This is a genomic window from Azospirillum himalayense (assembly GCF_042657465.1).
Lineage (GTDB): Bacteria > Pseudomonadota > Alphaproteobacteria > Azospirillales > Azospirillaceae > Azospirillum > Azospirillum himalayense.
In genome coordinates this window covers 59,674-85,123 of the sequence record NZ_JBHSLC010000003.1, presented here as the reverse complement: position 1 = coordinate 85,123, position 25,450 = coordinate 59,674, and the positions used below count along the sequence as shown (strand labels likewise).

21 protein-coding genes are annotated in these 25,450 nt (G+C 71.2%); 13 read left to right on the top strand and 8 right to left on the bottom strand.

The features are described from left to right. Positions 1 to 6 precede the first annotated feature (6 nt). Positions 7 to 555 (bottom strand): signal peptidase II, encoded by a 549-nt coding sequence (lspA, locus tag ACFPMG_RS01395; protein WP_376993467.1) that lies wholly within the window; start codon positions 553 to 555, stop codon positions 7 to 9. A gap of 11 nt (positions 556 to 566) precedes the next feature. Next, positions 567 to 2,762 carry a heavy metal translocating P-type ATPase gene (locus ACFPMG_RS01390; protein WP_376993466.1) on the bottom strand — a complete coding sequence of 732 codons (2,196 nt, stop codon included), beginning with the start codon at positions 2,760 to 2,762 and terminating at the stop codon, positions 567 to 569. A 109-nt stretch (positions 2,763 to 2,871) separates the two neighbouring features. Between ACFPMG_RS01390 and ACFPMG_RS01385 the strand changes: the two genes are divergently transcribed. The 12 genes from ACFPMG_RS01385 to ACFPMG_RS01330 all read left to right on the top strand — a co-directional run bounded on the left by ACFPMG_RS01385 (position 2,872) and on the right by ACFPMG_RS01330 (position 14,589). Continuing rightward, entirely contained in the window at positions 2,872 to 3,303 is a 432-nt protein-coding gene (locus ACFPMG_RS01385) for a MerR family transcriptional regulator (RefSeq protein WP_145683735.1), read from the top strand. 49 nt (positions 3,304 to 3,352) lie between these two features. Beyond that, positions 3,353 to 4,315 (top strand): bile acid:sodium symporter, encoded by a 963-nt coding sequence (locus tag ACFPMG_RS01380; RefSeq protein WP_376993465.1) that lies wholly within the window; start codon positions 3,353 to 3,355, stop codon positions 4,313 to 4,315. Between the two features lie 75 nt (positions 4,316 to 4,390). After that, the gene (locus ACFPMG_RS01375; RefSeq protein WP_376993464.1) at positions 4,391 to 5,317 is read left to right on the top strand and encodes a bifunctional helix-turn-helix transcriptional regulator/GNAT family N-acetyltransferase; all 927 of its coding nucleotides are present in this window, start codon (positions 4,391 to 4,393) and stop codon (positions 5,315 to 5,317) included. Positions 5,318 to 5,666: 349 nt separating this feature from the next. Further along, positions 5,667 to 6,569: a LysR family transcriptional regulator gene (locus ACFPMG_RS01370; protein WP_035681627.1), complete on the top strand. Its 903-nt coding sequence runs from the start codon at positions 5,667 to 5,669 to the stop codon at positions 6,567 to 6,569. 95 nt (positions 6,570 to 6,664) lie between these two features. Next, entirely contained in the window at positions 6,665 to 8,035 is a 1,371-nt protein-coding gene (locus ACFPMG_RS01365; RefSeq protein ID WP_376993463.1) for an amidase, read from the top strand. Next, positions 8,032 to 9,225, top strand: coding sequence for a CaiB/BaiF CoA transferase family protein (locus ACFPMG_RS01360; protein WP_376993462.1), 1,194 nt, complete (start codon positions 8,032 to 8,034; stop codon positions 9,223 to 9,225). Before ACFPMG_RS01365 ends, ACFPMG_RS01360 begins: the two co-directional genes overlap by 4 nt. Then, complete coding sequence (locus tag ACFPMG_RS01355; protein WP_376993461.1) at positions 9,225 to 10,034, top strand: enoyl-CoA hydratase; 810 nt, start codon at positions 9,225 to 9,227, stop codon at positions 10,032 to 10,034. Before ACFPMG_RS01360 ends, ACFPMG_RS01355 begins: the two co-directional genes overlap by 1 nt. Positions 10,035 to 10,085: 51 nt before the next feature. After that, complete coding sequence (locus tag ACFPMG_RS01350) at positions 10,086 to 11,072, top strand: ABC transporter substrate-binding protein (RefSeq protein ID WP_014199145.1); 987 nt, start codon at positions 10,086 to 10,088, stop codon at positions 11,070 to 11,072. Positions 11,073 to 11,151: 79 nt separating this feature from the next. Next, entirely contained in the window at positions 11,152 to 12,033 is an 882-nt protein-coding gene (locus ACFPMG_RS01345) for an ABC transporter permease (RefSeq protein ID WP_035681614.1), read from the top strand. A 127-nt stretch (positions 12,034 to 12,160) separates the two neighbouring features. After that, positions 12,161 to 12,928, top strand: coding sequence for an ABC transporter ATP-binding protein (locus tag ACFPMG_RS01340; protein WP_040137559.1), 768 nt, complete (start codon positions 12,161 to 12,163; stop codon positions 12,926 to 12,928). Beyond that, complete coding sequence (locus tag ACFPMG_RS01335; protein ID WP_376993460.1) at positions 12,925 to 13,815, top strand: polysaccharide deacetylase family protein; 891 nt, start codon at positions 12,925 to 12,927, stop codon at positions 13,813 to 13,815. The genes ACFPMG_RS01340 and ACFPMG_RS01335 overlap by 4 nt, the downstream gene beginning before the upstream one ends. Before the next feature lie 3 nt (positions 13,816 to 13,818). Then, positions 13,819 to 14,589 (top strand): short-chain dehydrogenase/reductase, encoded by a 771-nt coding sequence (locus tag ACFPMG_RS01330; RefSeq protein ID WP_376993459.1) that lies wholly within the window; start codon positions 13,819 to 13,821, stop codon positions 14,587 to 14,589. A gap of 27 nt (positions 14,590 to 14,616) precedes the next feature. Here the strand turns inward: ACFPMG_RS01330 and ACFPMG_RS01325 are convergent, their stop codons facing one another. The 6 genes from ACFPMG_RS01325 to ACFPMG_RS01300 form a co-directional block, all read right to left on the bottom strand. Next, a complete protein-coding gene (locus ACFPMG_RS01325) occupies positions 14,617 to 18,648 on the bottom strand; it encodes a tetratricopeptide repeat protein (protein WP_376993458.1) in 4,032 nt (1,343 codons plus the stop codon). A 128-nt stretch (positions 18,649 to 18,776) separates the two neighbouring features. Then, entirely contained in the window at positions 18,777 to 19,619 is an 843-nt protein-coding gene (locus ACFPMG_RS01320; RefSeq protein WP_376993457.1) for a lysozyme, read from the bottom strand. A 168-nt stretch (positions 19,620 to 19,787) separates the two neighbouring features. Next, positions 19,788 to 20,543, bottom strand: a complete 756-nt coding sequence (locus tag ACFPMG_RS01315; RefSeq protein WP_376993456.1) for a DeoR/GlpR family DNA-binding transcription regulator — start codon at positions 20,541 to 20,543, stop codon at positions 19,788 to 19,790. A 3-nt stretch (positions 20,544 to 20,546) separates the two neighbouring features. Continuing rightward, entirely contained in the window at positions 20,547 to 22,247 is a 1,701-nt protein-coding gene (locus ACFPMG_RS01310) for an ABC transporter permease subunit (RefSeq protein ID WP_376993455.1), read from the bottom strand. Continuing rightward, entirely contained in the window at positions 22,244 to 23,251 is a 1,008-nt protein-coding gene (locus ACFPMG_RS01305; RefSeq protein ID WP_376993454.1) for an ABC transporter ATP-binding protein, read from the bottom strand. The genes ACFPMG_RS01310 and ACFPMG_RS01305 overlap by 4 nt, the downstream gene beginning before the upstream one ends. Positions 23,252 to 23,430: 179 nt before the next feature. Next, positions 23,431 to 24,450: an ABC transporter substrate-binding protein gene (locus ACFPMG_RS01300; RefSeq protein WP_175429901.1), complete on the bottom strand. Its 1,020-nt coding sequence runs from the start codon at positions 24,448 to 24,450 to the stop codon at positions 23,431 to 23,433. 164 nt (positions 24,451 to 24,614) lie between these two features. Between ACFPMG_RS01300 and hisN the strand changes: the two genes are divergently transcribed. Continuing rightward, complete coding sequence (gene hisN, locus ACFPMG_RS01295; RefSeq protein WP_376993453.1) at positions 24,615 to 25,448, top strand: histidinol-phosphatase; 834 nt, start codon at positions 24,615 to 24,617, stop codon at positions 25,446 to 25,448. Positions 25,449 to 25,450: the final 2 nt, after the last annotated feature.

Here is a 25,450-nt window from a genome sequence, read left to right as displayed (position 1 = left end):
TCCGGGTCAGCGGGGCGCGCCATCCCGGCCGGCCGAGGCATCGTCGCCGGATGCCTTGCGCGGCCACAGCCCCGAGAGCAGCAGCAGGCCGACACCGCCGGTGATGCCGATGTCGGCGACGTTGAAGGTCGGCCAGTGCCAGCCGAAAGCGTGGAGATCGATGAAGTCGGTGACGGCGCCCTGGCGGAGGCGGTCGACGACGTTGCCCACCGCGCCGCCCGCGATCGCGCCGAAGCTCGCCGCCTCGGCACGGCTGTCCGAGCGGGCCGCCCAGACCACGAGGACCGCAGCGACGAGCAGCGCCGCTCCGGACAGCAGCCAGGGGCCATAGACGCTGTCGTTCTCCAGCAGGCCGAAACTGACCCCGGTGTTGAAGCCGAGCACGACATTCAGAAAGGGCGTGACCTCGATCAGCCGGGGCGGCTCCAGAAGATGCTCCAGCGCGACCCATTTGGTGAGCTGGTCGAGGATCAGGACCACGGCACCGATGGTGCCCGCCAGTTTCAAACCGGCCGATCTCAAACCAGCGGACGGGGCCGCCCATGGCAAACTCATATCTCTCTCCTTCAAACAGCCGGCTGCGGAGCCGCGAGCCCGCCGCCATTGCGGCGGAGCAGGCGCAGCGCGTTGAGCGTGACGAGGATGGTGGCCCCGGTGTCCGCCAGGATGGCCAGCCACAGGTCGGTGATGCCGAACAGGGTCGTCACCAGGAAGACCGCCTTCAGGCCGAGCGCGAAGGCGACGTTCTGGTGGATGTTGGCGAGCGTCGCCCGCGACAGGGTGACGAGGTCGGCCACCCCCTCGACGCGGTTGCCCAGCAGGGCCGCGTCGGCGGTCTCCAGCGCGACGTCGGTGCCGCCGCCCATGGCGATGCCGACGTCGGCGGCGGCCAGGGCCGGGCCGTCGTTGATGCCATCGCCGATCATCGCGACCGTCCCCTGCCCTTTCAGGCCGGCGATCGCACGCAGCTTGTCCTCCGGCAGCAGTTCGGCCTCGACAGCCAAGCCGAGCGTCCGGGCGACCGCCTGACCAGTGCGGCGGTTGTCGCCGGTCAGCATGACGCTGCGCACGCCGAGCCCGCGCAACGCAGCGATCCCCTGCGCGGCGTCGGGCCGCGGCTCGTCGCGCAGCGCCAGGAGCCCGACGGGCCGTCCATCCGCCAGGACCACCGCGACCGTCTTCCCCTCCTCCTCGAAGGCGGCGACGGTGTCGGCGGGCAAGGCCCCGGCACCGCCCCGCTCGACGGCGTGGCGGGGGGAGCCAACCTCGATCAGCCGCCCGCCGACCACCGCCTGCACCGCGCGTCCCGGAACGGCCTTGCGGTCGCGGGCCGGGCGCAGCGGCACGCCGTCGGCCGCCGCGCGCTCCAGAATGGCGCGGGCCAGCGGGTGAGCCGAGCCATTCTCGACGGTGGCGGCGAGGCCGAGCAGCGTGCGCTCGTTTCCGTCGAGCGGGACGATGTCGGTGACCCGCGGCTGTCCCAGGGTCAGCGTGCCGGTCTTGTCGAAGGCGATGGTCCGCACCTTGCCGATCGCCTCCAGCGCGGCGCCGCCCTTGATGAGCAGGCCACGGCGGGCGCCCGCCGCGATCCCGGAGGCGATGGCCGCCGGGGTGGAAAGGACCAGCGCACAGGGGCAGCCGATCAGCAGGAGCGCCAGACCGCGGTAGATCCAGCTGTGCCAGTCCCCGCCGAAGGCCAGCGGCGGCACCAGGACGGTCAGGACCGACACGGCGATGACGGCGGGGGTGTAGCGGGCGCTGAACCGCTCGATCCAGCGGGCGGTCGGCGACTTGGCGGCCTGCGCCTCCTCGACGAGCTGGACGATGCGGGCGATGGTGTTGTCCGACGCCTTGCGGGTCACGCGGACGCGCAGCACCCCGGTGGCGTTGATGCCGCCGGCGAAGACCGGGGAGCCCACGGTCTTGGCGACCGGCACGGACTCGCCGGTGACCGGGGATTCGTCGATGTCGGACTCGCCCTCCTCCACCACGCCGTCGGCGGACACGCGGTCGCCGGGCCGGACGAGCACGAGCTGCCCGACCTCCAGCCGTTCCACCGGCACCGCGCGGGCGCTCTCCCCCTCGATCAGCAGGGCCGTCCGCGGGACCAGAGCCGACAGCGCCCGGATGCCCGAACGGGCGGTCCCGGCGGCCACGCCCTCCAGCAGTTCGCCGATGGCGAAGAGCAGGACGACCACCGCGGCCTCCTCCGCCTCCCCGATGACGAGCGCGCCCAGCGTCGCCACCGACATCAGCATTTCGATGCTGAAGGGCGAACCGGAGCCGGCGAGCCTGACGGCACGGCGTCCGAAGACGGCCAGCCCGAACAGGGCGGCGGGCATCGGCGCGTAATCCGCCAAGCCCGGCGCCAGCCAGGACAGCAGATAGCCGCCCCCGACCAGCAGCGCGATCAGGATGGTGATGCGGCCCCGGCCGGTTTGCCACCAGCGGGGCTCCGTTCCGCTGGCGGCGTCCGCAACCACTCCATCGCCGTCGGCGATGTGGATTGTGTCGGCGGCCTCGACCCCGAAGCCAAGCCCGCGGATGGTCGCCTCGACCGTCGCGCGCGGCGTCGCCGCCTCGTCCAGCGTCAGCCGCAGAATCTGCGAATGATGGTTGAGCCCGACGCCGGACGTCCCCGGCAGGCGGCGCAGCGCGGTTTCGATCTTGCCGACGCAGCTCGGGCAATCCATGCCCGCCACCTTGTAGCGCAAGGCCTGCCCGGTGCCTGGGGCGGCGGCCTCCATTGTCTCGTCCTGCATGATCCACTCCGACCGGCGGTGTGGCGGACCGCGCCATTGGAGGGTGCGCGGCTGCCTGTCGTGCGCTACCATGGACCCTGGAGTTACTACAGGGTCAAGAGGGTTTGTGATGGCGAAACAGGAGCTGTCCATCGGCGCGCTCGGCAAGCTGACCGGCACCAAGGTGGAGACCATCCGCTTCTACGAGAAGATCGGCATCCTGCCGGCGCCCGCCCGCACGGCGGGCAATTACCGCAGCTACGGCCACGACCATGTGCGGCGGCTGACCTTCGTCCGTCGGGTGCGCGATCTCGGCTTCCCGCTGGAGACCGTCCGGGCGATGCTCGATCTGGCCGACCAGCCGGACCGCCCCTGCGGCGAGGTCGACGCCCTGGTCGTCGAGCAGCTGAACGAGGTGGAGCGGAAGATCGCCGATCTGGAGCGCCTGCGCGAGGAGCTGGACCGGCTGGCCCACCAGTGCCGGCGCGGCGGCCGGGTGGCCGAGTGCCGCATCATCGAGGCGCTGTCGCCCCATCACGAGGACGGCCGCTGCTGCCCATGACCGGGCAGTTCCCGCGCGCCAAAAGACAATCCATACCAGGAACCGAGCCATGGCCGCCCTCACCCGCGCGGATCTGGAAAACCATCAGGTCCCCGTCTATTTCGCCGCGGTCGCCGCCGGTCTGCTGAGCGCAGCCGTCCTGCCGGGCGAACTCTGGGGAGCGGGCATCAACCCTTCCCTCGCCGCGCTGATCTACGTCACCTTTCTCCAGGTCCCGCTGGGCGACCTGCGGCGCAGCGTCACCAACACCCGCTTCCTGCTGGCCCTGCTGCTAGTCAATTTCGCGGTGGTGCCCTGCGTCGTCCTCGGGCTGGTGTCCGTCCTGCCCACGGAACAGGCGGCGGTGCGTCTCGGCGTGCTGCTGGTGCTGCTGGCGCCCTGCATCGACTATGTCGTCGTCTTCACCCATCTCGGGCGCGGCGACGCGCGGCTGGTGCTGGCGGCGACGCCGGTGCTGCTGCTCGTCCAGATGCTGCTTCTGCCCGTCTATCTCGGCCTGTTCGCCGGGGAGGGGGCGGCGGCGCTGATGCAGCCGGGTCCGTTCATCGACGCCTTCGTCGGTCTGATCGCCGTGCCGCTGGCGCTGGCCGGGGCGACGCAGGCCTGGGCGGCGCGCGGCGGTGCCGGAAAGGCCGCCGCGGACGCCCTGGCGTGGCTGCCGGTGCCGCTCATGGCGGTGGTGCTGTTTCTCGTCGTCGCGTCGGTCGCCGCCGACGTGGCCGCCCAGGCGCGGGCGGTGGCGCTGGCCGTGCCGCTCTACATCGCCTTCGCGCTGGCGATGCCCTACGCCGGCCGGGCCGTGGCCCGCCTGTTCCGGCTGGAGACGGCGGCGGCGCGGGCCGTCGTCTTCAGCGGCGGCACGCGCAACTCCCTGGTCGTCCTGCCGCTGGCCTTCGCCGTCCCGGACGGCGGGGCGCTGGTGCCCGCGGTGGTGGTGACGCAGACCCTGGTGGAGCTGGTGGCGATGCTCACCTACGTCCGCTGGGTGCCGCGCCTCGTGCCGGCGCGCTGAACCGGAAAGAGCGCTTTCTCAATGTTGACTCAGTCAATATTCTCCAATATTGACTGAGTCAACATTGGAGGCCCCATGACCACCCGACACGATCAGGACATCGCGACGCTGCGCGCTTTCAATCGGCTCTACACGAGCCGGTTGGGCCTCCTCGACGCCGCCTATGACGGCAGTCCCTTCACCCTCAGCGAGGCGCGCATCCTGTACGAATTGGCGAATCGGACCGACCCCATGGCTGCGGACATCGCCCGCGCGCTGCGCCTTGACCCGGCCCAGGTCAGCAGGACGGTGAAGCGATTCCAGGAGCGCGGCCTCGTTGCGGTCCGCGAGAGCCCGGCCCATGGCCGTCACCAGCTTCTCTCCCTCACCGAGGAAGGGGGACGTGCGTTCACGACCCTGGAAACCAGCACGCGCATGGCAGTCGGAAGGCTCCTCGAAAGCCTGAGCCCGTTCCAGCGCTCCCGTCTCTTGGCAGCGGCGGTCTCCATCGGCGACGCCTTCGAGGGTGCCGAACCCGAGGTAAGGCTTCGCGGCCTGCGGCCCGGCGACCTCGGCCTCGTTGCCGCTCGCCAGGCGATCCTCTACAGCTCGGAATACGGATGGAACGGCGATTACGAGGCCCTGGCCGCCCGCATTCTTGCCGACTTCCACCAAGCCTTCGATCCCCGGAAGGACGACGCTTGGATCGCGGAGGTGAGCGGCCGCATGGTGGGCTCGATCTTCCTCGTGCGTGGCGAGGAGCCCGGAGTCGCCAAGCTCCGCCTGCTCTACGTCGAACCCGACGCGCGAGGCATGGGCGTGGGGCAGCGGCTGGTCACCACCTGCATCGCGCGCGCCCGTGCGTTGGGCTACGGGCGGCTGGAGCTTTGGACCGTCAGCACGCTGACCGCCGCCTGCCGGCTTTATCAGCGTGCCGGCTTCGTGATGACCGGGGAGACGCCGAACCACCGGTTCGGCCACGACCTCGTCGATCAGATCTGGTCGCTCAGGCTCACTCCCTAGTGGGCCGGTCCAGACGGTCCTTTAGTCACCGACCGTCCCTCCGCCGCAACTCGATGGCTGCCGAGCGGGCGAAACACGTGCCAGGCTTTCACCGGCTGCGGATCGGCCAAGGGCTATCACCGAATTCTTCATCCAGGCGACAGAGCCTTCGTAGCCATCCTTCTGACGCGGCTGTGCGTTCACATCACGCCCAGGCCAGCCTACCCGTAGCTCGACCTGTCGCTGTGATCCGGGCGTCCTGAATCCCGTCACCCTGTCAACGCACTCGCCCGCCCGCGCCCGGAATGGCACTCTGTCGGGACCGGCGGATTGCGGATGGCCGGTGAATTGCGGATGGGGTGTGTGGACCGTGCTTCACCATGACTTGGCGACGCTTCGGCTGTTCGTGAAAGCCTGCGAGCTGAAAAGCCTGAGCCGCGCCAGCGAGGCCCTGAATCTCGCGGTGTCCGCCGCCAGCCGGCGCATCCGGCTGCTGGAGCACGACGCCGGGATGCCGCTGCTGAAGCGGCGCCCGCACGGCATCGAGCCGACACCGGCCGGGCTGCTCGTGCTGCGCTACGCCCACGACATGGTCTATCTGGGGGCGCAGCTGGAGGCGATGCTCGCCGAATACCGGTCCGGCGTGCGTGGCCATGTCCGGGTCTACGCCTCCTCCTCGGCGCTGGTGGAATGCCTCGCCGCCGACCTCTCGCGCTTCGCCGCCGAGAATCCCGGCATCAAGCTGGAGCTGGAGGAACGCCCCAGCGCCGACACGCTGGACGCGCTCTATCGCAAGAAGGCCGACATCGGAGTCATCGTCGGCGGCCGGGGGACCGAGGGGCTGGTCCGCTACCCCTACGCCAAGGACCGGCTGTGGGTGGCGCTGCCGCGCGGGCATCGTCTGGCTGACCGGCCCAGCCTGCGCTTCGCCGAGCTTCTGGACGAGGAGCATGTGGCGCTGGAGGGCGGCACCGCCGTGCACGGCCTGCTCGCCGAGCGGGCGCGGGCGGAGGGCCGCTTCATCAAGGTGCGCGTCCAGGTCCGCAGCTTCGAGGTGATGTGCCAGATGATCAGCCTGGGGCTGGGCGTCGGCGTTCTGCCGAAGCGCGCCGTTCTGCCTTTGTCGAACGCACTCGGCGTCGAACTGGTCGCCCTCGACGAGGAGTGGGCGGAACGCAGCTTCGAGATTTGCGTTCGTTCACCCGATGCGCTGGACGCGCCGAGCCAACGGCTTCTGGATTTCCTGCGGGAGCAGGCCGTGCCGAAGCCGTGATTTCGAGAAATTCGAAATCAGGTGTGTCGCAATTGTTCTTCTAGGCAACTGTGCAGACCCTCATCATCAGGTCCGGCGATGAGGGAGTGGGCCGAATGTCCTGGACCAGCCAGAACCCCGATGTTCCTGACGATCCCCGCGGGGCCGGTCCCGGTTTCGCGGATTGGAGCGGGCTCCCGACAACGGCCCGCGCGGAAGCCGCCACGGCCTGCGCGGCCTGGGCGCCGGAGGTTCAGGCCCGCTTCGGCTGCTTCGTCGAGATCGGCACCGCCGAAACGGACACCGCCGGCCCGCTGGCCGGGCTGCCCTACGCCGCCAAGGACATGTTCGACAGCGTCGGGCGCTCCCCCGGCTGCGGTCTTCCCGGCGCGGCGGATGGCGACGCCCCGGTGCCGGAGCGGGCGGCAGCGGTGCTGGAACGGCTCGACGGGGCCGGGGCGCGGCGGATCGGCTTCACCACCATGACGGCGCTGGCCTACGAGCCTTCCGGCGTGGGCAAGGCGCTCAACCCCTGGAACCGCGACATCGTCCCCGGCGGTTCGTCCTCCGGATCGGCGGTGGCGGTGGCGGCCGGCGCGGTGTTCGCCGCTCTGGGGTCGGACACCGCCGGGTCGTTGCGCATTCCCGCGCAGGCCTGCGGAGTCACCGCCTGGAAGCCGACCTACGGTGCGGTGCCGATCGCCGGTGCGATGACGCTGGCCCCCAGCCTCGACACCATCGGGCTTCTGGCGCGCAGCGCACGCGACATCCAACTCATGGCGCCCGTGCTGGCGGCGGATATGGCGTTCCCATCCGAACCGCCGGCCCGCGTTGCCCTCCTGTCCGACGCGCTCGAGGCGTCCGAAGCGCCGATCCAGGCGGCCTGCCGCGAGGCGGTGGAGGCCGTCGCCGCCTGCGGCGTCTCTCTGGAGCAACGGTCGGGCCTCCCCGCCATCGAGGCGCTGTCCGACCCGCTCTTCCTCATTCTCCAGGCCGAAGCGGCGGCCCAGCATGGCGGGCTCGCCCTCGCCGCGCGGGACCCGACCCTCGCCCGGCGGCTCGCCAAGGGCCTGGACATCACGCCGGACCGCCTCGTGGCGGCGAAGGCGGCGCTGTCCGGCGCCACGGCGCCCATCCTCGACAGCCTGTTCGGCGAAGCCGACGCCCTCCTGCTGCCGGTCATGCCGATCCGCACACCGCCGGTCGCCGTGGCCGATCCGGCCTCCCCGGACTTCCGCGCGGCGACGCTCTACCAGCTCAGCGCCTACACCCGCTTCGCCAACGCCCTCGGCCTGCCGGCGGTCGCCGTCCCGGCCGGCTTCGACGACCGCGGGATGCCGGTGGCGCTCCAGATCGTCGGCCGTCCGGGGACGGACGGCGCGCTGCTGGCGCTGGCTGCGGCGCTGCAGGCGCGGACCGGCTGGCACCGGCGGCGGCCCAGCGACATCACCGATTTTCCCAGCCCTCTTGCACAGCGTGGCTCATGACCCGATCCGAACCCGCAAAAGCTCTTGAGCACATCCGAGTCCTGGATCTCACGCGCGTGCGCGCCGGCCCGACCTGCTGCCGCGTGCTCGCCGACTTCGGGGCGGACGTCATCAAGGTCGAGGCGCCGCCGGGCGTCGACCGCAACGAGGGGATGAGCGGCCCCCGCCACGGCTACGACATGCTGAACCTGCACCGCAACAAGCGGTCGCTGTCGCTCAACCTCCGCACCCCGCAGGGGCGGGACCTGTTCCTGGAGCTGGTGCGCACGGCCGACGTGGTGGTCGAGAACTACCGGCCCGACGTCAAGGACCGCCTCGGCATCGGCTACGACGCGCTGCGGGCGGTGAATCCGCGGATCATCCTGGCCTCCATCTCCGGCTACGGGCAGACCGGCCCCTACCGCGAGCGCGCCGGCTTCGACCAGATCGCCCAGGGCATGGGCGGGCTGATGAGCGTCACCGGGCTTCCCGGCCAGGGGCCGGTGCGGGCGGGAATCGCGGTCGCCGATAGCGCCTCCGGCCTGTATGCGGCCATCGGCATCCTGGTCGCCCTGTCGGAGCGCGACCGCTCCGGCGAGGGGCAGTGGGTCCAGACCTCGCTTCTGGAATCCCAGATCGCCCTGATGGACTTCCAGGCGGCGCGCTATCTGGTGGAGGGCGAGGTTCCGCAGCCGGCGGGCAACGACCACCCCTATTCGACCCCCATGGGCGTGATGGCGACGGCCGACGGCCATCTGAACATCGGCGTCGGCGGCGACGGCCAGTGGCAGTCCTTCTGCCGCGCCATCGAGCGCGAGGATCTCGCCGACGCCCCCGAGTACGCCACGCAGGAGCAGCGCTTCCGCAACCGCCCAACGCTGAAGCCGCTGCTGGAGGAGGTGTTCCGCACCCGCAAGACCGCGGACTGGCTGGCGCGGCTGGAGGAGGAAGGGGTTCCGGCGGGGCCGATCTACCGCATGGACGAGGTCTTCGCCGACCCGCAGGTCGGGCATCTCGGCATCGCCGTGCCCTGCGAGCATCCCGCGCGCGGCGCCATGCGCCTCGTCGGCCAGCCGGTCGGCCTGTCGCGCACCCCGGCCCGCATCGAACGGCCCGCCCCCGACGCGGGCGAGCACACGGCGGAGGTGCTGGGCGCCATCGGCCTGTCCGCGGCGGACGTCGCCGCCCTCAAGGCACAGGGGATCGTCTGATGGCCGAGCAGGAACCGGGCGCGGTTGGCGGCGTGGTGGGGCTTGACGTGTCCGGTGGAATCGCCCGCCTGACGCTCGACCAGCCCCGGCGGCTGAACGCGATGACTCTGGAGATGTGGCGGTCCCTGCCCGAGCGCATCGGCCGTGCCGTGGCCGACCCCGCGGTCCGCGTCCTGCTGGTTCGCGGCGCCGGGGAGCGCGCCTTTTCCGCCGGGGCCGACATTTCCGAATTCGGCACCGTCCGCGCCGACGCCGCCCAGGCCGCCGCCTACGAGGAGGCGGTGTCGGCGGCGACCGAGGCGCTCCTCAACGCCCCGGTGCCCACGGTCGCGGCCATCCGCGGCATCTGCTTCGGCGGCGGGCTGGAGCTGGCCCTGTGCTGCGACCTGCGGCTCAGCGACGACGGCGCGCGGTTCCGCATGCCAGGCGCCCGGCTCGGGCTCGGCTACGGCTTCCCGCTGGTGCGCCTCGTCGTGCAGCGGATGGGCGCTGCCGCCGCCGCCGACCTGCTGTTCAGCGCGCGCATCGTGACGGCGGACGAGGCGGCGAGCCTCGGCATCGTTCAGCGCGTGGCCGCCGCGTCCGCCTTCGACGGCGCGGTGGAGGACTATATCGGCCTGATCGCCGGAAACGCGCCGCTGACGCTGCGCGCGGCGAAACGGGCCATGCTGGAAGCGCTGCGGACCGACGGTCCGGCCGACACCGAAGCGGTGGACGCCCTCGTCGCCCGCTGCTTCGCCAGCGCCGATTACGCGGAGGGGCGTGCCGCCTTCGCGCAAAAAAGAGAACCCGGTTTCAAGGGAAAGTAAGGCGGAGGATCGGCCCCACGGGGCGGCGAACCATAAACAGGGAGACAAGTCATGAACTGGAAGCATCTCGGTCTCAACACCATCGGCGCGGTCATCGCCGGATGTCTGGCCTTGTCGCCCGCCGCGCGCGCGGCGGAACCCGCTCCCCTGCCGAAGCCGGTCGAGCTGACGGTGGGTTATCAGAAGGTGGGCCATCTGGCCCCGGTGGTGATGATCACCGACGACCTCAAGAAGCTCGGGGTCGAGCTGAAGACGGTCGAATTCGCCCGCTACGCCGACGCGCGCACCGCGCTGCTCGCCGGCTCCCTCGACATGGCCACCGTCGGACCGGCCGACCTCGCGATCTCGCTGGCCCAGGGCGCCACCGACATGGTCGGCATCATGGGCGTCGGCAGCTCCCCGAAATACGTGATCGGCCGCAAGGGCGTGAAGCTCGACAGCTGGGACGATCTCAAGGGCAAGAAGGTCGCCATCGCCCCCGGTTCGGCGGTGTGGTTCCAGTTCGCCGCGACCCTGACCGAGAAGAACATTCCCTACAACAGCTTCCAGGCCGTGAACATCCAGGGCGGCGGTGCCAACTTCGACCAAGCCCTCCAGCGCGGCGAGGTCGACGCCATCGTCACCTGGGAGCCCTTCGAATCCATCCCGGTGATGGAAGGCTACGGCTTCTTCGCCAAGAATCTCGAATACAGCCAGTCCAAGTCGGTCGGCGCGGAGCTCGGCATGCTGGCCGCCAACCGCAAGTCGATGGCCGAGAAGCGCCCCGCCATGGAGCGGTTCGTCTGGGCCTATCTGCAGGCGCAGAAGAAGCTCGCCGCTTCGCCGGACGAGTTCACCAAGGCCTACGCGTCGCTGACCGGCCTCGACACCAAGCTCGCCGCCGAGGCGTCAAAGGTGATCGAGCTTGGCTCCGTCACCACGGTCGACCAGATCAAGCGTCAGGCCAAGGCCTTCAACGAGTTGGGCGTCATTCCGAAGGACGTGTCGGGCGACATCGAGAAGTACTGGGACGCCTCCTTCGTCGAGAAGGCTCAGTGACACGGCAAGCCGCCGCCCGCTCCGGCGGGCGGCCTTCCGACCGCGTGGCGGCCGACAAGAATGGCGGAGGACTGGAGTGATGAATGACGCGCCCGCAAGAGCCCTGGACGCGGCCCCCGTGCCGGCGGCTCCCAAGGTGAAGAGCCGGGGCCTGTTCCCGGCGGGACGCACCGGGGCGGCGATGCGCGCGGCGCTGCTGCCCGTCCTGGTGATCGCGGCGTGGCAGCTCGCCGGATCGGGCGGTTCGCTGGCCGGCGGTGTGCTGCCAACACCGGACCGGGTGTGGGACGCCTGGGTCGTCTGGGCCTTCGGCCCGCAGGGCATGGGGCTCAACCCCTACAGCGGCACCTGGCTGAGCAACGTGCTGTTCTCGTCGATGCGCGTCGCCCAGGGCTTCGTGCTCGCCATGGCCATCGGCATCCCGGCTGGCGTCATGATCGGCTGGAGCCGCGCCGTGTCCGGCACGGTGGACCCAACGATCCAGCTTCTCCGCCCCATCCCCATCACCGCGTGGCTGCCCTTCTCCATCGCCGTGTTCGGCATCCAGGACATGGGCGCGATCTTCCTGATCGCTCTCGGCGGTTTCTACCCGATCGTGGTGAACGCCACGCACGGCGCCCGCGACGTCGACCGCAACTGGATCCGGGCGGCCGAGATGATGGGGGCCAGCCGGTTCGACGTGCTTCGGCGCGTGGTCCTGCCGGCGGCGCTGCCGGCCATCTTCACGGGTCTGCGCATCGGTCTGGGCATCGCCTGGACGGCGGTCATTGTCTCCGAGATGGTCGCGGTCAAGTCGGGGCTCGGCTACGTGCTGTGGGACGCCTACTATGTCGGCCGCATGGACGTCGTCATCGCCGATATGCTGTCGATCGGGGCCATGGGCCTGCTGAGCGACCGCCTGATCGTCACCGTCGAGCACTGGGCCCTGCGCTGGCGCCGGCTCCAATCCGCCTCGCGCTGAGGCGAACACCGGTTCGCCTCGCACTTATATCGCCTCATTCGCCGGCGGGCTTCGGCCGCACAGGCGGCCGGGACCGCCGTCGCGGTCCAAAGCGGATCACGATCCGCTTTAAAGGACGGAGACACACATGGGCACCATCCGTTTCCGCGAGGTCGTCAAGACCTACCCCGGCAAGCAGCCGGTCATCGCGCTCGACCGCGTCAACCTCGACATCGGCGAGGGCGAGTTCGTCGCCCTGCTCGGCCCCTCGGGCTGCGGCAAATCCACCCTGCTCAACCTCATCGCCGGCTTCGAGGAGATGACCTCCGGCGCGCTGTCCTTCAACGGCGGCACGGTCGACAGCCCCGGCCCGGAACGCGCCGTCGTCTTCCAGGAGGCGGCCCTGCTGCCCTGGCTGACGGTGGAGCAGAACATCGCCTTCGGGCCGAGCGTCCAGAAGCGACCGCGCGCCGAATACGAGCCGAAGATCCGCGAACTGCTCCGCCTCGTCGGGCTGGAGCGCTTCGCCCACTCCCTGCCCTCGCAGCTTTCCGGCGGCATGCGCCAGCGCGTCGGCATCGCCCGCGCCCTGGTCATGGACCCCAAGGCTCTGCTGATGGACGAGCCCTTCGGCGCGCTCGACGCCCAGACGCGCATGAGCATGCAGCAGCTTCTGCTCGACGTCTGGCAGTCGCTCGGCACCACGGTGCTGTTCGTCACGCACGACATCGACGAGGCGATCCTGCTCGCCGACCGCATCTGCATCATGTCGGCCCGGCCGGGGCGAATCACCCGCGAAATCACCGTGGACCTGCCGCGGCCCCGCTCGGTGGACCAGCTGACCGACCCCGCCTTCATCCGGCACAAGGCCGCCATCATGGCCGAGATGCGCGAAGCCCAGAAGGAACACGCATGACCAACCCCCGGATCAGCTACCGCCTGTCCGACGCGCGGCCGGCGCTGCCGGACTTCCAGGGGCGCCGGATCATCGCCCATCTGGTGGTCAACGTGGAGAACTGGCGCTTCGACGAGGCGATGCCGCGCACCATCATCACCCCGCCCCACGGGCGGGAGACGGTGCCGGACGTGCCGAACTTCAGCTGGGCCGACTACGGCATGCGCAGCGGCCTGCCGCGCATCCTGACGCTGTTCCGCGACCGCGGCGTGCCCGCCTCGACCAGCCTCAACGCCGGCGTCATCGACGCCTACCCGCAGGCCGCCGAGGCCATGCTCGCCGCCGGCTGGGAGTTCATCGGCCACGGCATGCACCAGAAGGCGATCAACCATGCCGGCGACGGCGAGGAAGCGCTGATCGAGGCGGCGCTGGACCGCATCGAGCGCTTCACCGGCAAACGCCCGCGCGGCTGGCTGAGCCCCGGCCTGCGCGAGACGGTGCAGACCCCCGACCTGCTGCGCCGCCAGGGCGTCGACCATGTCTTCGACTGGGTGGTGGACGATCTGCCGAGCTGGATGCGCACCGCGCACGGCCCGCTGCTCGCCATGCCCTACAACCTGGAGATAAACGACTCCATCGTCTACGCCATCGAGAAGCACGCGACGGGCGAGATGCTGAGCCGGCTCGGCCACACCCTGCGGCTGTTCGAGCGGGAATGCGCGGAGAACCCGCGCGTCCTGGCCATCGGCCTGCACCCGCACCTGATCGCGGTGCCGCACCGGCTGCACGAACTGGAAGCCATGCTGGACCTGTTGCAGGCCTCGCCGCACGTCGCCTTCGCCACCGGTCCGGAGATCGCGGACTGGTACGCGGCGGCGGAGCCGGCAACGGAATTGGGGGAGGGCTGAGCGATGGATTTGAACCTTGCCGGCAAGCGGGTCCTCGTCACCGGAGGCTCCAAGGGCATCGGGCTCGCCTGCGCCGAGGCCTTCGCCGCCGAGGGGGCCCTGCCCGTCCTGGTCGCCCGCGACGCGGCGGCGCTGGAGGCCGCCGCCGCGGGCATCCGCGCGCGTCACGGCGTGACGGTCGAGACAATGGCCGCCGACCTCGCCAACGGGGAGGCCCGCGAACGGCTCGCCGCGGCGCTTCCCGGCATCGACGTGCTGGTCAACAACGCCGGGGCGATCCCCGGCGGCAGCGTCCTCGACCTCGGCATGGCCGAATGGGAGGCGGCGTGGCAGCTCAAGGTCTTCGGCTACATCCACATGACGAAGCTGTTCGTCGAGGCGATGCGGCAGCGCGGCGGCGGCACCATCGTCAACGTCATCGGCATGATGGGCATGACGCCGCGCTGGGACTACGCCTGCGGGTCGGCGGGCAACGCGGCGCTCATCGCCTTCACCCAGGCGGTGGGCGCCCGCAGCACCGACTGGAACGTCCGCGTCTTCGGGGTGAACCCCTCGGCGACGCGCACCGACCGGGTCGCGGCGGTCTACCGCAAGCGCGCCAAGACGCGCTTCGACGATGAGGAGCGCTGGGCCGAAGCCCTGGGTGATCTTCCCTTCGGGCGCCTCGCCGAGCCGTCGGAGATCGCCTCCCTCGTCACGCTCCTCAGCTCGCCGCGCGTCGCCTACCTGTCGGGCTCGGTGGTCGACATGGACGGCGGCGGACGGTTCCGCTGAACCGGATCGCGCGACGGCCCTCCCCGGTCAAACCGGATGGGCCTCATGGGATCGCACCCGCTCCGCCAGCGCCGCCGCCAGTTGGGCGACGGCCGGCTGCCACTCGCCGGGGCCGGGCTGGTGGAACAGGCGGAGCGTCGGGTACCAGGGGCTGTCCGCCCGCCGGTTGAGCCAGCGCCAGCAGCCGGAAAAGCGTGACAGCACCCAAACCGGCAGGCCCAGACCGCCCGCCAGATGCGCCACCGACGTGTCCACGGTGACGATCAGGTCCAGGCAACGCATCAGCGCCGCCGTGTCCGCGAAATCCGTCACCGCGTCCATCGGGTCGATCAGCGTCATGCCGGGGGGCGGCTCCTTGGCCTGGGCCGCAGGGCTTCCCTTCTGCAGGCTGACGAACAGCGCGTCCCCGGCCACGGTCAGCGGCGCCAGGGCGGCGAGCGTCAGGCTGCGCCGCCGATCCACCGCGCTGGCCTTGGGGCTGTGCGGGCGCGGATCGCCGGACCAGACGAGCCCGACCTTGAGGCGCCCGTCCGAAGGCAGGCGCGACCGCCACCGCTCCACCTCCGCCGGATCGGCGGTCAGGTAGGGGACCGCCGCGGGGATGCTTCCGAGTTCCGTTGCGAAGGCCCGCGGCAGGCTGAGCAGCGGGCAGTGAAACTCCGTCGCCGGCAGTCCGCTGTAGAGGTCGTAAACGCCTTCCAGCCCGGGAATACGCTCCATCAGACGCCGCAGACCATTGTGGACGGCCAGATGGACGCGGCCGCCCCGTGCCGCCACCAGCGGGGCGTAGCGCACGAACTGGAGCGTGTCGCCATGGCCCTGCTCGGCGTGCAGCAGGATGCTCCGGCCCTCCAGCGGCTCGCCGGTCCACAGCCGGCCGGGCGCCTTGGGAACGGGAATCTCGCCGATCCGCCAGCGCTCCTCGTAATGCTCCCACCCCTCCCGCAGGCGGCCGCCGGTCAGCAGGACCAGCGAGAGGTTGAAGCGGGCCTGGGCGCTCTCCGGGTCACGGTCGATGAGCGTGCGGAATCCGGCTTCCGCCTCCTCCAGGCGCCGCAGGTCGAGGCACAGCACCGACAGCGCGTTGAGCGCCGCGCCATGGTCCGGCACCAGAGTCAGGGCGCGGCGGCACTGCACCTCCGCCAATCGGAAATCCGCCAGCCCGGCCGCCGAGGAGCGGATCGTCTCGCCCATGTTCGCGTAGGCCACGGGATGGTCGGGGGACAGCGCCACCGCGCGCCGGTAATGATCCAGGGCGAGGGCGGTGTCGCCGCGCTCCTGCAGGGCGCTGCCGGCGTTGTTCCAGGGGTCGGGATAGCCGGGACGGAGTTGGATGGCCCGGCGGTACTGGCGCCCCGCCTCCTCGCGGCGGCGCAGCCCGAGCAGCGCGCCGCCGAGGTTGTTGAGCGCCTCCGGAAAGTCGGTGGCGAGGGCGATCGCCCGTTGCAGCATCGGCAGGGCAGCGGCGTGGCCGCCCCTCTTCAGGCACAGATCGGCCCGCTCGCGCCACGCCGCCGCCGATTCCGGGGTGAGGCGCAGGACGCGCCCGAGCAGCCGCTCCGCCAGGTCCCGGTCGCCGCGCCGTCCGGCCAACCGCGCGGCGTGGCCCAGCGCTTCCCCATCGGTGGGGAGGAGCGCCAGAGTCCGTTGGCCGGCCCGCTCGGCCACCACGGCCTCGCCCTGCTCCAGAGACGCGTGGCCCAGGCTGCGCCAAGCGTCCGGCAACAGGGGCGACAGGCGCACCGCGCGCCGGGCCTGCCGGATTCCGGTCCCTGGCCGGCCGGCGGCCACCGACAGTTTGGCGAGGTTGACTTGCGGCTCGGCATAGGCGGGATCGAGCGCGACGGCCTGCCGGTAGGACCACCCGGCGGCCTCCACCCGGTCGGCGGAGCGCTGGCACTCGCCCAGCGAATTGCGGAAGACCGCGCGACCCGGTTCGACGGCGACGGCGCGGCCGAGCCAGCGGCCGGCCACCTCCTGATCGCCGCCAGCCAGACCCGTCAGCCCGAGAAGATGCAGCGCGTCGCCCTTCGCCGGGTCGGACGCAAGCGCCCGGCGATAGCCGGCGGCGGCCTCGGTCAGGCGTCCGGACCGATGGGCGGCGAGCGCCGCCGCCAGCCCGGCGCCCTGCCGGGCTTCCGGTCCCGCAAAATCGCCGCGGCCGGCAGCCAGGGCGGTCAGGGCGGCGGCCAGCCGCGCGATGGGAGGCTCCCAGACACCCGGCTCGTCCTGGTAGAACAGGCGCATCGTCGGGTACCAGGGGCTGTCCTCGCGGTGGCCGAGCCAGCGCCAGCAAGCGTCGAACCGCGACAGCACCCAGACCGGCTTGCCCAGCCCGCCGGCCAGATGGCAGACCGACGTGTCCACCGTCACCACGAGGTCGAGTTCGTCGATGAAGGCCGCCGTGTCGGCGAAATCGCGGATGTGGCCGGTCCAGTCGATGACCTCCATCCCCGGCGGCGGCGCCTTGGCCTGGGCGCCCGCCTCGCCGATCTGCAGGCTGTAGAAGGCGACGCCCGGTATGCCGGCCAGAGGCGTGAGGGAGTCCAACGTCAGGCTGCGCCGCCGGTCGACGGAATTGGCCTTCATGTCGCCCTTGCGCGGCTCACCCGCCCAGACGAGGCCGACCTTCAGCCGCCGCTCGCCGGCCAGCCGCTCCCGCCACGCGGGGCGGTCGGCCTCGTCGGGCCGCAGATAAGGCATGGCGGCGGGAATGCTGTCCAGCCGGGTCCCGACCAGCCGGGGCAGGCTCAGCAGCGGCGCGCACAGGTCGCAGGCGGGCGGCTCCTCGTCCATCCCATGCACGGCGGTGACGCCGGGGGTGTTGGCGAGCAGCCGCTTCAGCAACGGCTGGACGTGCAGGAACACGCGCCCGCCGCGCTCGGCCAGCAGGGTGGCGTAGCGGACGAAATGCAGGGTATCGCCGTGCCCCTGCTCGGCGGTCAACAGGATGCTGCGGCCGTTCAGGGGGCTGCCGTCCCAGGCAGGGGCGTGGTTCGGATAGCTCGCCCCCCACATCGACCAGCGCGCCTCGTACAGCGCCCAGCCGCGGGCGAAATCGCCCCGCTGCAACAGCGACATCGACAGGTTGAAGCGGGCCACGGTGCTCGTAGGGTCCAGGCGCAGGGCGCGCGTGTTCCAGCGGATGCTCTCGTCGCCCCCGTTCCCGGCGTGCAGGAGCAGGGCGGCGTTGATCAGGACGCCGGGGTTGCCCGGGTCCAGGGTCAGGGCGCGCCGGATCGCGGCGGTACCACGCCGGAAGTCGCCCCTCATCATCCAGGTCAGGGAATCCTGCGCGTCCGCCGCCGACGCCATCGGGTCGATGCGCCGGCAGCGCGACGACGCCAGCAGGGCTCCGTCGCAATCGCCGGCGTGCATCAGTCCGGAGGCCAGCTGGCCCAAGGACTCGGCCCCGCCGGGAGACAGCGCCACGGCGCGGCGCAGCGCCTCCTGGCCGCGGCGGGCCTCCTTGATTTCGCACAGGGCGATGCCGTGGGCGGCCTGGAGGCCGGCGTTGCCGGGATCGGACAGCACCGCCCGGCGCAGCAGCCGGACCATCGCCTCCGGCTGGTTCAGGGGCTGGAGCAGCATCGCCAGATTGCGCCAGCCCATCGCGAAGGCCGGGTCCGCGATCAGGGCGCGGGCAGCGAGGCGCCGCGCCCCGCGTCCCGTGCCCTGATCCTGCATCATCAGCGCGAAGGCCGTCAGCGCCCTGGGATAGTCCGGACGCAGCCGCAAGGCCCGCGTGAAGGCGATGGACGCCCGCCCCTTCCGCCCGGTCAGGCGCAGCGACTCGGCGAGATTGTGCATCGCCTGCGCCCGGTCGGGCGCCAGAAGCATGACGCGGGCGAAGCAGCGCGCCGCGCGGCCGTGGCGCCCGTCGGTGAGCGCGAGGCCGCCCAGCCGCAGCCACGCCTCCTCGTTGGCCTCATCGGTGGCCAGGATGCCGCGCAGCACCGCCTCCGCGGCGGCGGGACGGCCGGACCGTTCAAGCCGGATCGCGTCGGCGAGAGGGCCGGCGAGGGTGGCGGAACGACCGGGAGACGAGGAAGGCGGCATGGCGGCGCATCGGGGTTGGAGTGGTTCGATCGGCGAATGGAGTACAGCACATTCACCGTCGCAAACGCACGCGGCTTCGCGGCCACGCCGCCGCGGGACGAGCCGGAGCCGGCGAACCGCATCCGCGGTCAGCCGCGGGCGCGACGCTCCCGCCACAACAGCGCCAGTGTCACCACCAAGCCGGTGAACAGAACGACCACCGCCGGCGACGGCGCCCACCCCAACAATCCGGCCAGGTCCCGAATCCCGTCGGACACGCCTTGCGCCTGGACCGCCACGCCCTGCGCCTGCTCGGCGAGGTCCTGCACCTGCCGGGTCACCTGAACCACCGGCAGCAGAACCTCCGCCACCACGCCAAGCGACCCGCCGACCGCCAGCGTCCCCGCGGCGGCGCGGACGGCGCCGGCCGAAACGGAGGGCCCCGCCGGCTCCACCGTCTGCGCCATCGGCCCGTCGTCGAGCGCTCGGCGCCAGTCCGCCCCGCGGAACAGCAGTTCCTCGGCCCGCCGCCGCCGCACCAGACCGGGCAGCACCCGGCCGCCACCATAGACCCAGGCGCCGAACTCGGCGGCGGCCCCCTCGGCGTCGCCGGCGTTCAGCTTGCGCAGCAGGGTGGAGGGCCTTCCGCTGCGCAGACGGACGAAACCGTCCTTTCCCGGGTCCTTGCCCCTCCCGGGCCGTCCCGGCCCGACGTTGAAGACGAAATCGATCAGCGCGGCCCGCTGCCCGTCGGTCAGCGGCACGGTCACGGCGCCGTCCACCGCCGAGGCTGCCTCGGCCAGATCGTCGGCGAGCAGGCGCTCGGCCCGTTCGGTCGTGACGGTGTCTCCGGGGCTCACCGACCGGGTGTGGCCGTAGCCGATGGTCCACACGCCGGCGGGGCAGCGGTAGGCGGTTCGGGACAAACCCTCGAAATGGCGGGCGAGGTCGAAGGCGGCGGGCGGCGGGGCCGCCTGGATGGTGGTGGTCATGGTCGCTCCTGCGAAGGGTCGGGACGGTTCCACACCGGTCATGAAAAGCACGGCCGAAAACGACGACGCCCGCCGCGGCGGAGCCGGGCGGGCGCAGTTCGGGTGTTGATGACCACAGTAAGGATTATTTTCCTTTCCCTGTAAAGCGCTTTCTTCGCGCCGGCTGGATCAGCCGAACACCACGTCCGGCACCGCCAGCGCTGCCAGTTCCGGCAGGTCGCGGGACCGGCTGTCGGTGACCAGCGTGTCGATGCCCTCCACCGGGCAGAAGCTGACCCGGCTGGCCTGCCCGATCTTGCTGTGGTCGGCCAGGATCACCGTGCGGCCGGCGTTGCCGACCATGGCGCGGGCGACCTCCGCCTCGCGCGGGTCGAAGCTGGTGGCGCCGTAGCGGGGGTGCAGCGCCACCGGCGACAGCAGCGCCGTGTCGGCGCGATAGCGGTGGATCTCCGCCACCGTGCCCTCGCCGAAGGTGGCGGGCAGTCCCTCGTCCACCCGGCCGCCCAGCAGCACCACCCGGCTGCGGTTCTGGTTGGCGACGGTCTGCGCCACGTCGAAGGAGTTGGTGACGATGGTCAGGCCGGGCAGGCTCGCCAGCTCCTCCGCCAGGGCCGACACCGTGCTGCCGAAGTCGAGGAACAGCGTCTGGCCGGGCGAGACCAGCCGCGCCGCCGCCTTGGCGATGGCGCGCTTCTCCTTCAGGCGGACTTGGCTGCGCACGGCGATGGGCGGTTCCGGCTCCGGCCCCACGGCGACGACGCCGCCATGGACGCGGCGCAGCTCACCGCGCGATTCCAGCTCCACGATGTCGCGCCGCACCGTCTCGCGCGACACGCCCAGATCCCCGGCGATGCGGTCGGTGGACACCCGGTGCAGCGCCGTCAGCAGGGCGCGGATGCGCTGGTGGCGTTCCTCCTGCAGCATCGCTCAGGCTGCCTTGCGCCGGGTCGCCAGCGCCAGGGCGCCGCGCATCGCCAGCGCCGCCGCCGCGACCGCCGCCATGATGCAGGTGGAGAAGGCCGCCGCCTGCGACACGAACCCGGCCTCGTCCAGCCGCATCACCGTCACCGCGGCGAGGTTGGTCGAGGGGGTGACCAGGAAGATGATCGCCGACAGCGTGACCATGGAGCGCATGAACAGGAAGAAGAAGACCGACAGCAGCGTCGGCACCATCACCGGAACCACCACGTCGCCCAGCACCCGCAGGACGCCGCCGCCGAGGCAGCTCGCCGCCTCCTCCAGCGCCGGGGGCACGGCGCGCATTCCGGTGACCATCGTGAGGAAACCCTGCGTGTGGTAGTGGTAGAAGTTGCACAGCGCCAGCAGAAGCACCGTGCCATACAGCATGTGCAGCGGCGTTCCTGCAAGGTTGAAGGCGAAGATGTAGGACAGGCCGAGCACCAGCCCGGGCACGCCGACCGGCAGGACGGCCAGCAGATAGACCGCCTTCGCCACCCCCGGCGGCATCCGCCGCAGTCCCAGGACCAGGGCGAAGAGCAGCGCCGTGCCGATCGCCGCCGCCCCCGCCGACACGGCGAGCGAGGTCCACAGCGGGTCGTAGCCGCCGCTGAGCGTGATCGAGTAATGCTTCAGCGTGAGGTCCAGCCGGTAGGGCCACAGCCGGACGAAGCTGGCAAAGACCACCGTCGCCACCACCGCGACGATGGACAGGGCCAGCGTCATGGTGGCGAGGAACAGCGGGATGTCGCGCGCCGGCACATGGTCGGGCACCGGCGGCAGGGCGCTTTCCGAGGCGCTGCCGAACTGGCGCCGGGCGGCCACCCGCTCGATGTAGACGGCGATGCCCGTGGGCAGCAGCAGCAGGATGCCCACCGCGGCGCCGATGCCGAACTTCATCTGGCCGGTGACCTGGTTGTAGATCTCGGTCGCCAGGACGGAGAAGTCGCCGCCGATGGTCACAGCGTTGCCGAAATCGGTGATCGTCACGGTGAAGACCACGAAGCCGGCGCTGAGCAGCCCGAACTTCACGTTGGGCAGGGTGATGCCGAAGAACTGCTGCAGCCGGGTCGCCCCCATGACCTCTGCCGCGTCGTAATAGCGGGCGTCGGACTGGCGCAGCGCCGCCTGGATGATCAGCACCGCCTGGGGCAGCGCGTAGAGCACGTTGGCGATCAGCAGGCCGGGGAAGCCGTAGATGTTCAGCCGCGTGCCGATCAGGTTGCTGACCAGCCCGTTGCGTCCCAGCAGGAAGATCAGGCCGAGGCCGAGCACCAGCGACGGCGCCAGCAGCGGCAGCGACAGGGCCGCCGAGACGAAGCGCTTGCCAGGGATGCGCGTGCGCTGCACGGCGTAGGCGACCATGAAGCCGAGCAGCAGGCAGACCACCGTGGTGGTGGCGCCGACCAGCAGGCTGTTGCCGACCGCGCGCAGGATTCCCGGCGTCCGGAACAGGGCCAGATAGTTGGCGAAGCCGACGCCGCCCTCCTCCTCCAGGACGCTCCGCCAGACGATGGTGCCCAGCGGCAGCAGGAAGAACAGGACCAGCGCCACCACCGGCACCAGCACGCAGGCGCCGTAGAGCAGCCGCTCGTCCAGCGGGCGATGCAGGCGACGGGGCCGGGCTGTGTTGGGCGTCTTGCCGGGAAGGGTCAGGGCGGGCATGGTCATGCGCGCACCCAGGCGCAGGCCTCCGCCGCCACCGACACGTCCACCGCGGCGCCCGGACCGACGCCGGGGTCCTGGTGGGTTTCGGCCAGCAACTCCCGCCCCCGCCAGGACAGGCGCAGCCGGCGGATGTTGCCGAGGAAGGTCAGGTCGATCACCCGCCCCTCCCCGTCCGCCGCCGGGGCGACGGCGATCCGCTCCGGACGGACGCAGGCCTCGTAAGCGTTCTCCGCCCCGTCCGGACGGCCGGGCAGCAGGTGGGGCATGGCGTCGCGCACCCAGCCGGTCGGCAACAGGTTGCTGCTGCCCATGAAGTCGGCGACGAAGCGGGTGCGCGGGCGCAGGTAGAGGTCCTGCGGCGTGCCGACCTGCTCGATCAGCCCGTGATTCATGCAGACGACTTTGTCAGCCAGGGTCAGCGCCTCCTCCTGGTCGTGGGTGACCATGATGGTGGGGATGCCCAACCGGCGCTGCACGTCGCGGATCTCCGCCCGCAGGTCGGCGCGCACGCGGGCGTCGAGCGCCGACAGCGGTTCGTCCAGCAGGATCAGCGACGGGTCGACGGCCAGCGCGCGGGCAAGCGCCACGCGCTGCTGCTGCCCGCCGGAGAGCTGCCAGGGGTAGCGGTCGGCGAGTTGCGGCAGCTTGATCAGCTCCAGAAGCTCCTTCACCCGTGCCGCGATGCGGTCGCCGGGCGCCCTGCGGATCTTCAGGCCGTAGCCGATGTTCTCGGCCACTGTCATGTTGGGAAACAGCGAATAGGATTGGAAGACGATGCCGAAGCCGCGATCGCGCGCCGGCACGGCGCCGAGGTCGCGCCCGCCCATCAGCAACTCGCCCGTGTCGTAGGGCATCAGCCCGGCGACGATGCGCAGCAGCGTGGTCTTGCCGCAGCCGCTCGGCCCCAGCAGGCAGACGAATTCCCGCTCCTCCACGGTCAGGTTGATGCGGTCGAGGGCGACGAAGCCGTCGAAGGTCTTCAGGAGGTTCTTGATCTGCAAATCCATGGCGCGGCCATCTGGAGCGGGGGATGACTCCCTCTCCCGTCCCGGGAGAGGGAAGGGGCCCGCGCGAAAGCGCGGGAAGGGTGAGGGTGCCGCCAAGATGCGTGCTTTGATTCTCGCGCGACCCTCACCCGCCCGCTTTCGCGGGCACCCTCTCCCGGGACGGGAGAGGGGAACAGGACTCAGCGGCCGATGCTGCCCTGCCACGTCTTCAGGATGGCGTCGCGCTCCGCCGCGGACTTGGCGAAGTCCATCGGGTAGAGGACCTTCTGCACGTCCGCCGGCAGGCCGGCCTCTTCCGCCGCCTTGGCGACCGGGGCGCCGGGGATCGTCACGATCTCCTTGTACTTGGTGTAGAGCGCGGCGGCCTTCGGCGACAGGGTCCAGTCGAGGAAGCGCTTGGCGTCCTCCTTGTTCTTCGACGTCTTCATCAGCGCCGACGCCTCAAGCTCGTAGCCGGCGCCGTCGGTCGGGATGACCATCTTGAGCGGGAAGCCCTCCTCGACCGACTTGATGGCCGCGAAGGCGAGCGAGGCGCCGATGGCGAACTCGCCCGAGCGGGCCGACTTGCAGGGCTTGGAGCCGGACTTGATGTACTGGGCGATGTTGCCGTCCAGAGTCTTCAGGAACTGCCAGCCCTTCTCGTTGCCCTGGCTCTGCAGGATGGCGGCGATCTGGAGATAGCCGGTGCCCGAGGAGACCGGGTTCGGCATCACCACCTCGCCCTTGTAGACCGGGTTGGTCAGATCCTTCCAGGAGGTCGGGACCGGCAGGTTCTTGGCCTTCAGAAGCTCGGTGTTGACGCAGAAGGCGGCCATGTAGCCGGTGGCGGCGAACCAGCTCGCGTCCGCACCCTTGTAGGCGGCCGGCAGCGCGTCGGAGCCCTTGGCGGCGTAGGGCTCGACCAGCGCCATGACGCGCGGGTCCAGCATGTTGGTGACCGCCCAGCCCCAGATCACGTCGTGCTGCGGGTTGGACGCCTCGGCCAGCATGCGGGCGCCGAGGTCGCCGGTGGACAGGCGCAGCACCTTCAGGTCGATGTCCGGCAGGTCCTTCTTCGCCGCCGCCACATAGTCGGCGATCTCGTCCTCCTCCAGCGCCGTGTAGACGGTCAGCGTCCCCGCCTGCGCGACGGCCGGCAGCACCGCCGCGCCCATCAGGACCACGCCGGCCAGCAGCGACTTCCCAGCAAACTCCACCATCACCAACCCCCTCTGTTCCGCATGCCCTTTCCCGGCGCCCAGGCCGGTGGCGAACCCCTGCTCGCCGTGGATTTAAGTGGAGGTTTGCACTTCTGTGCGTTTGTGTCTACCATGATTGCACAGTTGGCGTGCATTTGCGCAGCCGCACAAAAATAAGGCAAATCATGAGCCCCATCACCAAGGACGCGACCATCGACCGTGCGGTGTTGACCGGGGAGCTGGCCGGCTTCGCCGCCGCCCTGGCGGACGAGGCGCGCGGCCTGTCCCGCCGCTGGTTCCGCACGCCGGTCGCCATCGACACCAAAGCCGACGACAGCCCGGTGACCATCGCCGACCGCGAGGTGGAGGCCGCCCTGCGCCGCCGCATCGCCGAGCGCTTTCCGCACCATGGAATCTTCGGGGAGGAGCATGGGCGCGACCGCCTCGACTCCGAGATCGTCTGGGTGATCGACCCCATCGACGGCACGCGCAGCTTCATCAGCGGCTGGCCGGTCTACGGCACGCTGCTGGCGGTGCTGGAGCGCGGGGTCCCGGCGGTCGGGGTGATCGACATGCCGGTGCTGGGCGAACGCTGGACGGGACGCGCCGGCGCCCCCACACTCTACAGCGACGGGACGGAAGCGGAGCGGCCCTGCCGCACGCGCGACTGCCGCCGGCTGGCCGACGCCACGGTCTACACCACCTCGCCCGACGCCTTCGACGCGGCGGGGCTGCGGGTGTACGAGACGGTCAGCCGGCAGGCGCGGACGCGGCGTTTCGGCGGCGACTGCTACATCTACGGGCTGGTCGCCTCCGGCCACATCGATCTGGTGATCGAGGCCGGGCTTCAGCCCTATGATTATCTGGCCATGCAGCCGGTGATCGAGGGGGCCGGCGGGGTCATCACGGATTGGGAGGGCAAGCCGCTGACCATGGAGTCGGACGGGCGCGTGGTCGCCGCCGCCACCGCCGACCTGCACGCCGAGACCATCGCCGCCATCGCGCGGGCGGCGGGTTGAGC

Bases quoted from the DNA above. Each gene is read 5' to 3' on its own strand.
- lspA (WP_376993467.1), bottom strand. From the start codon at position 555: ATGAGTTTGCCATGGGCGGCCCCGTCCGCTGGTTTGAGATCGGCCGGT.
- ACFPMG_RS01390 (WP_376993466.1), bottom strand. From the start codon at position 2,762: ATGCAGGACGAGACAATGGAGGCCGCCGCCCCAGGCACCGGGCAGGCC.
- ACFPMG_RS01385 (WP_145683735.1), top strand. From the start codon at position 2,872: ATGGCGAAACAGGAGCTGTCCATCGGCGCGCTCGGCAAGCTGACCGGC.
- ACFPMG_RS01380 (WP_376993465.1), top strand. From the start codon at position 3,353: ATGGCCGCCCTCACCCGCGCGGATCTGGAAAACCATCAGGTCCCCGTC.
- ACFPMG_RS01375 (WP_376993464.1), top strand. From the start codon at position 4,391: ATGACCACCCGACACGATCAGGACATCGCGACGCTGCGCGCTTTCAAT.
- ACFPMG_RS01365 (WP_376993463.1), top strand. From the start codon at position 6,665: ATGTCCTGGACCAGCCAGAACCCCGATGTTCCTGACGATCCCCGCGGG.
- ACFPMG_RS01360 (WP_376993462.1), top strand. From the start codon at position 8,032: ATGACCCGATCCGAACCCGCAAAAGCTCTTGAGCACATCCGAGTCCTG.
- ACFPMG_RS01355 (WP_376993461.1), top strand. From the start codon at position 9,225: ATGGCCGAGCAGGAACCGGGCGCGGTTGGCGGCGTGGTGGGGCTTGAC.
- ACFPMG_RS01350 (WP_014199145.1), top strand. From the start codon at position 10,086: ATGAACTGGAAGCATCTCGGTCTCAACACCATCGGCGCGGTCATCGCC.
- ACFPMG_RS01345 (WP_035681614.1), top strand. From the start codon at position 11,152: ATGAATGACGCGCCCGCAAGAGCCCTGGACGCGGCCCCCGTGCCGGCG.
- ACFPMG_RS01340 (WP_040137559.1), top strand. From the start codon at position 12,161: ATGGGCACCATCCGTTTCCGCGAGGTCGTCAAGACCTACCCCGGCAAG.
- ACFPMG_RS01335 (WP_376993460.1), top strand. From the start codon at position 12,925: ATGACCAACCCCCGGATCAGCTACCGCCTGTCCGACGCGCGGCCGGCG.
- ACFPMG_RS01330 (WP_376993459.1), top strand. From the start codon at position 13,819: ATGGATTTGAACCTTGCCGGCAAGCGGGTCCTCGTCACCGGAGGCTCC.
- ACFPMG_RS01325 (WP_376993458.1), bottom strand. From the start codon at position 18,648: ATGCCGCCTTCCTCGTCTCCCGGTCGTTCCGCCACCCTCGCCGGCCCT.
- ACFPMG_RS01320 (WP_376993457.1), bottom strand. From the start codon at position 19,619: ATGACCACCACCATCCAGGCGGCCCCGCCGCCCGCCGCCTTCGACCTC.
- ACFPMG_RS01315 (WP_376993456.1), bottom strand. From the start codon at position 20,543: ATGCTGCAGGAGGAACGCCACCAGCGCATCCGCGCCCTGCTGACGGCG.
- ACFPMG_RS01310 (WP_376993455.1), bottom strand. From the start codon at position 22,247: ATGACCATGCCCGCCCTGACCCTTCCCGGCAAGACGCCCAACACAGCC.
- ACFPMG_RS01305 (WP_376993454.1), bottom strand. From the start codon at position 23,251: ATGGATTTGCAGATCAAGAACCTCCTGAAGACCTTCGACGGCTTCGTC.
- ACFPMG_RS01300 (WP_175429901.1), bottom strand. From the start codon at position 24,450: ATGGTGGAGTTTGCTGGGAAGTCGCTGCTGGCCGGCGTGGTCCTGATG.
- hisN (WP_376993453.1), top strand. From the start codon at position 24,615: ATGAGCCCCATCACCAAGGACGCGACCATCGACCGTGCGGTGTTGACC.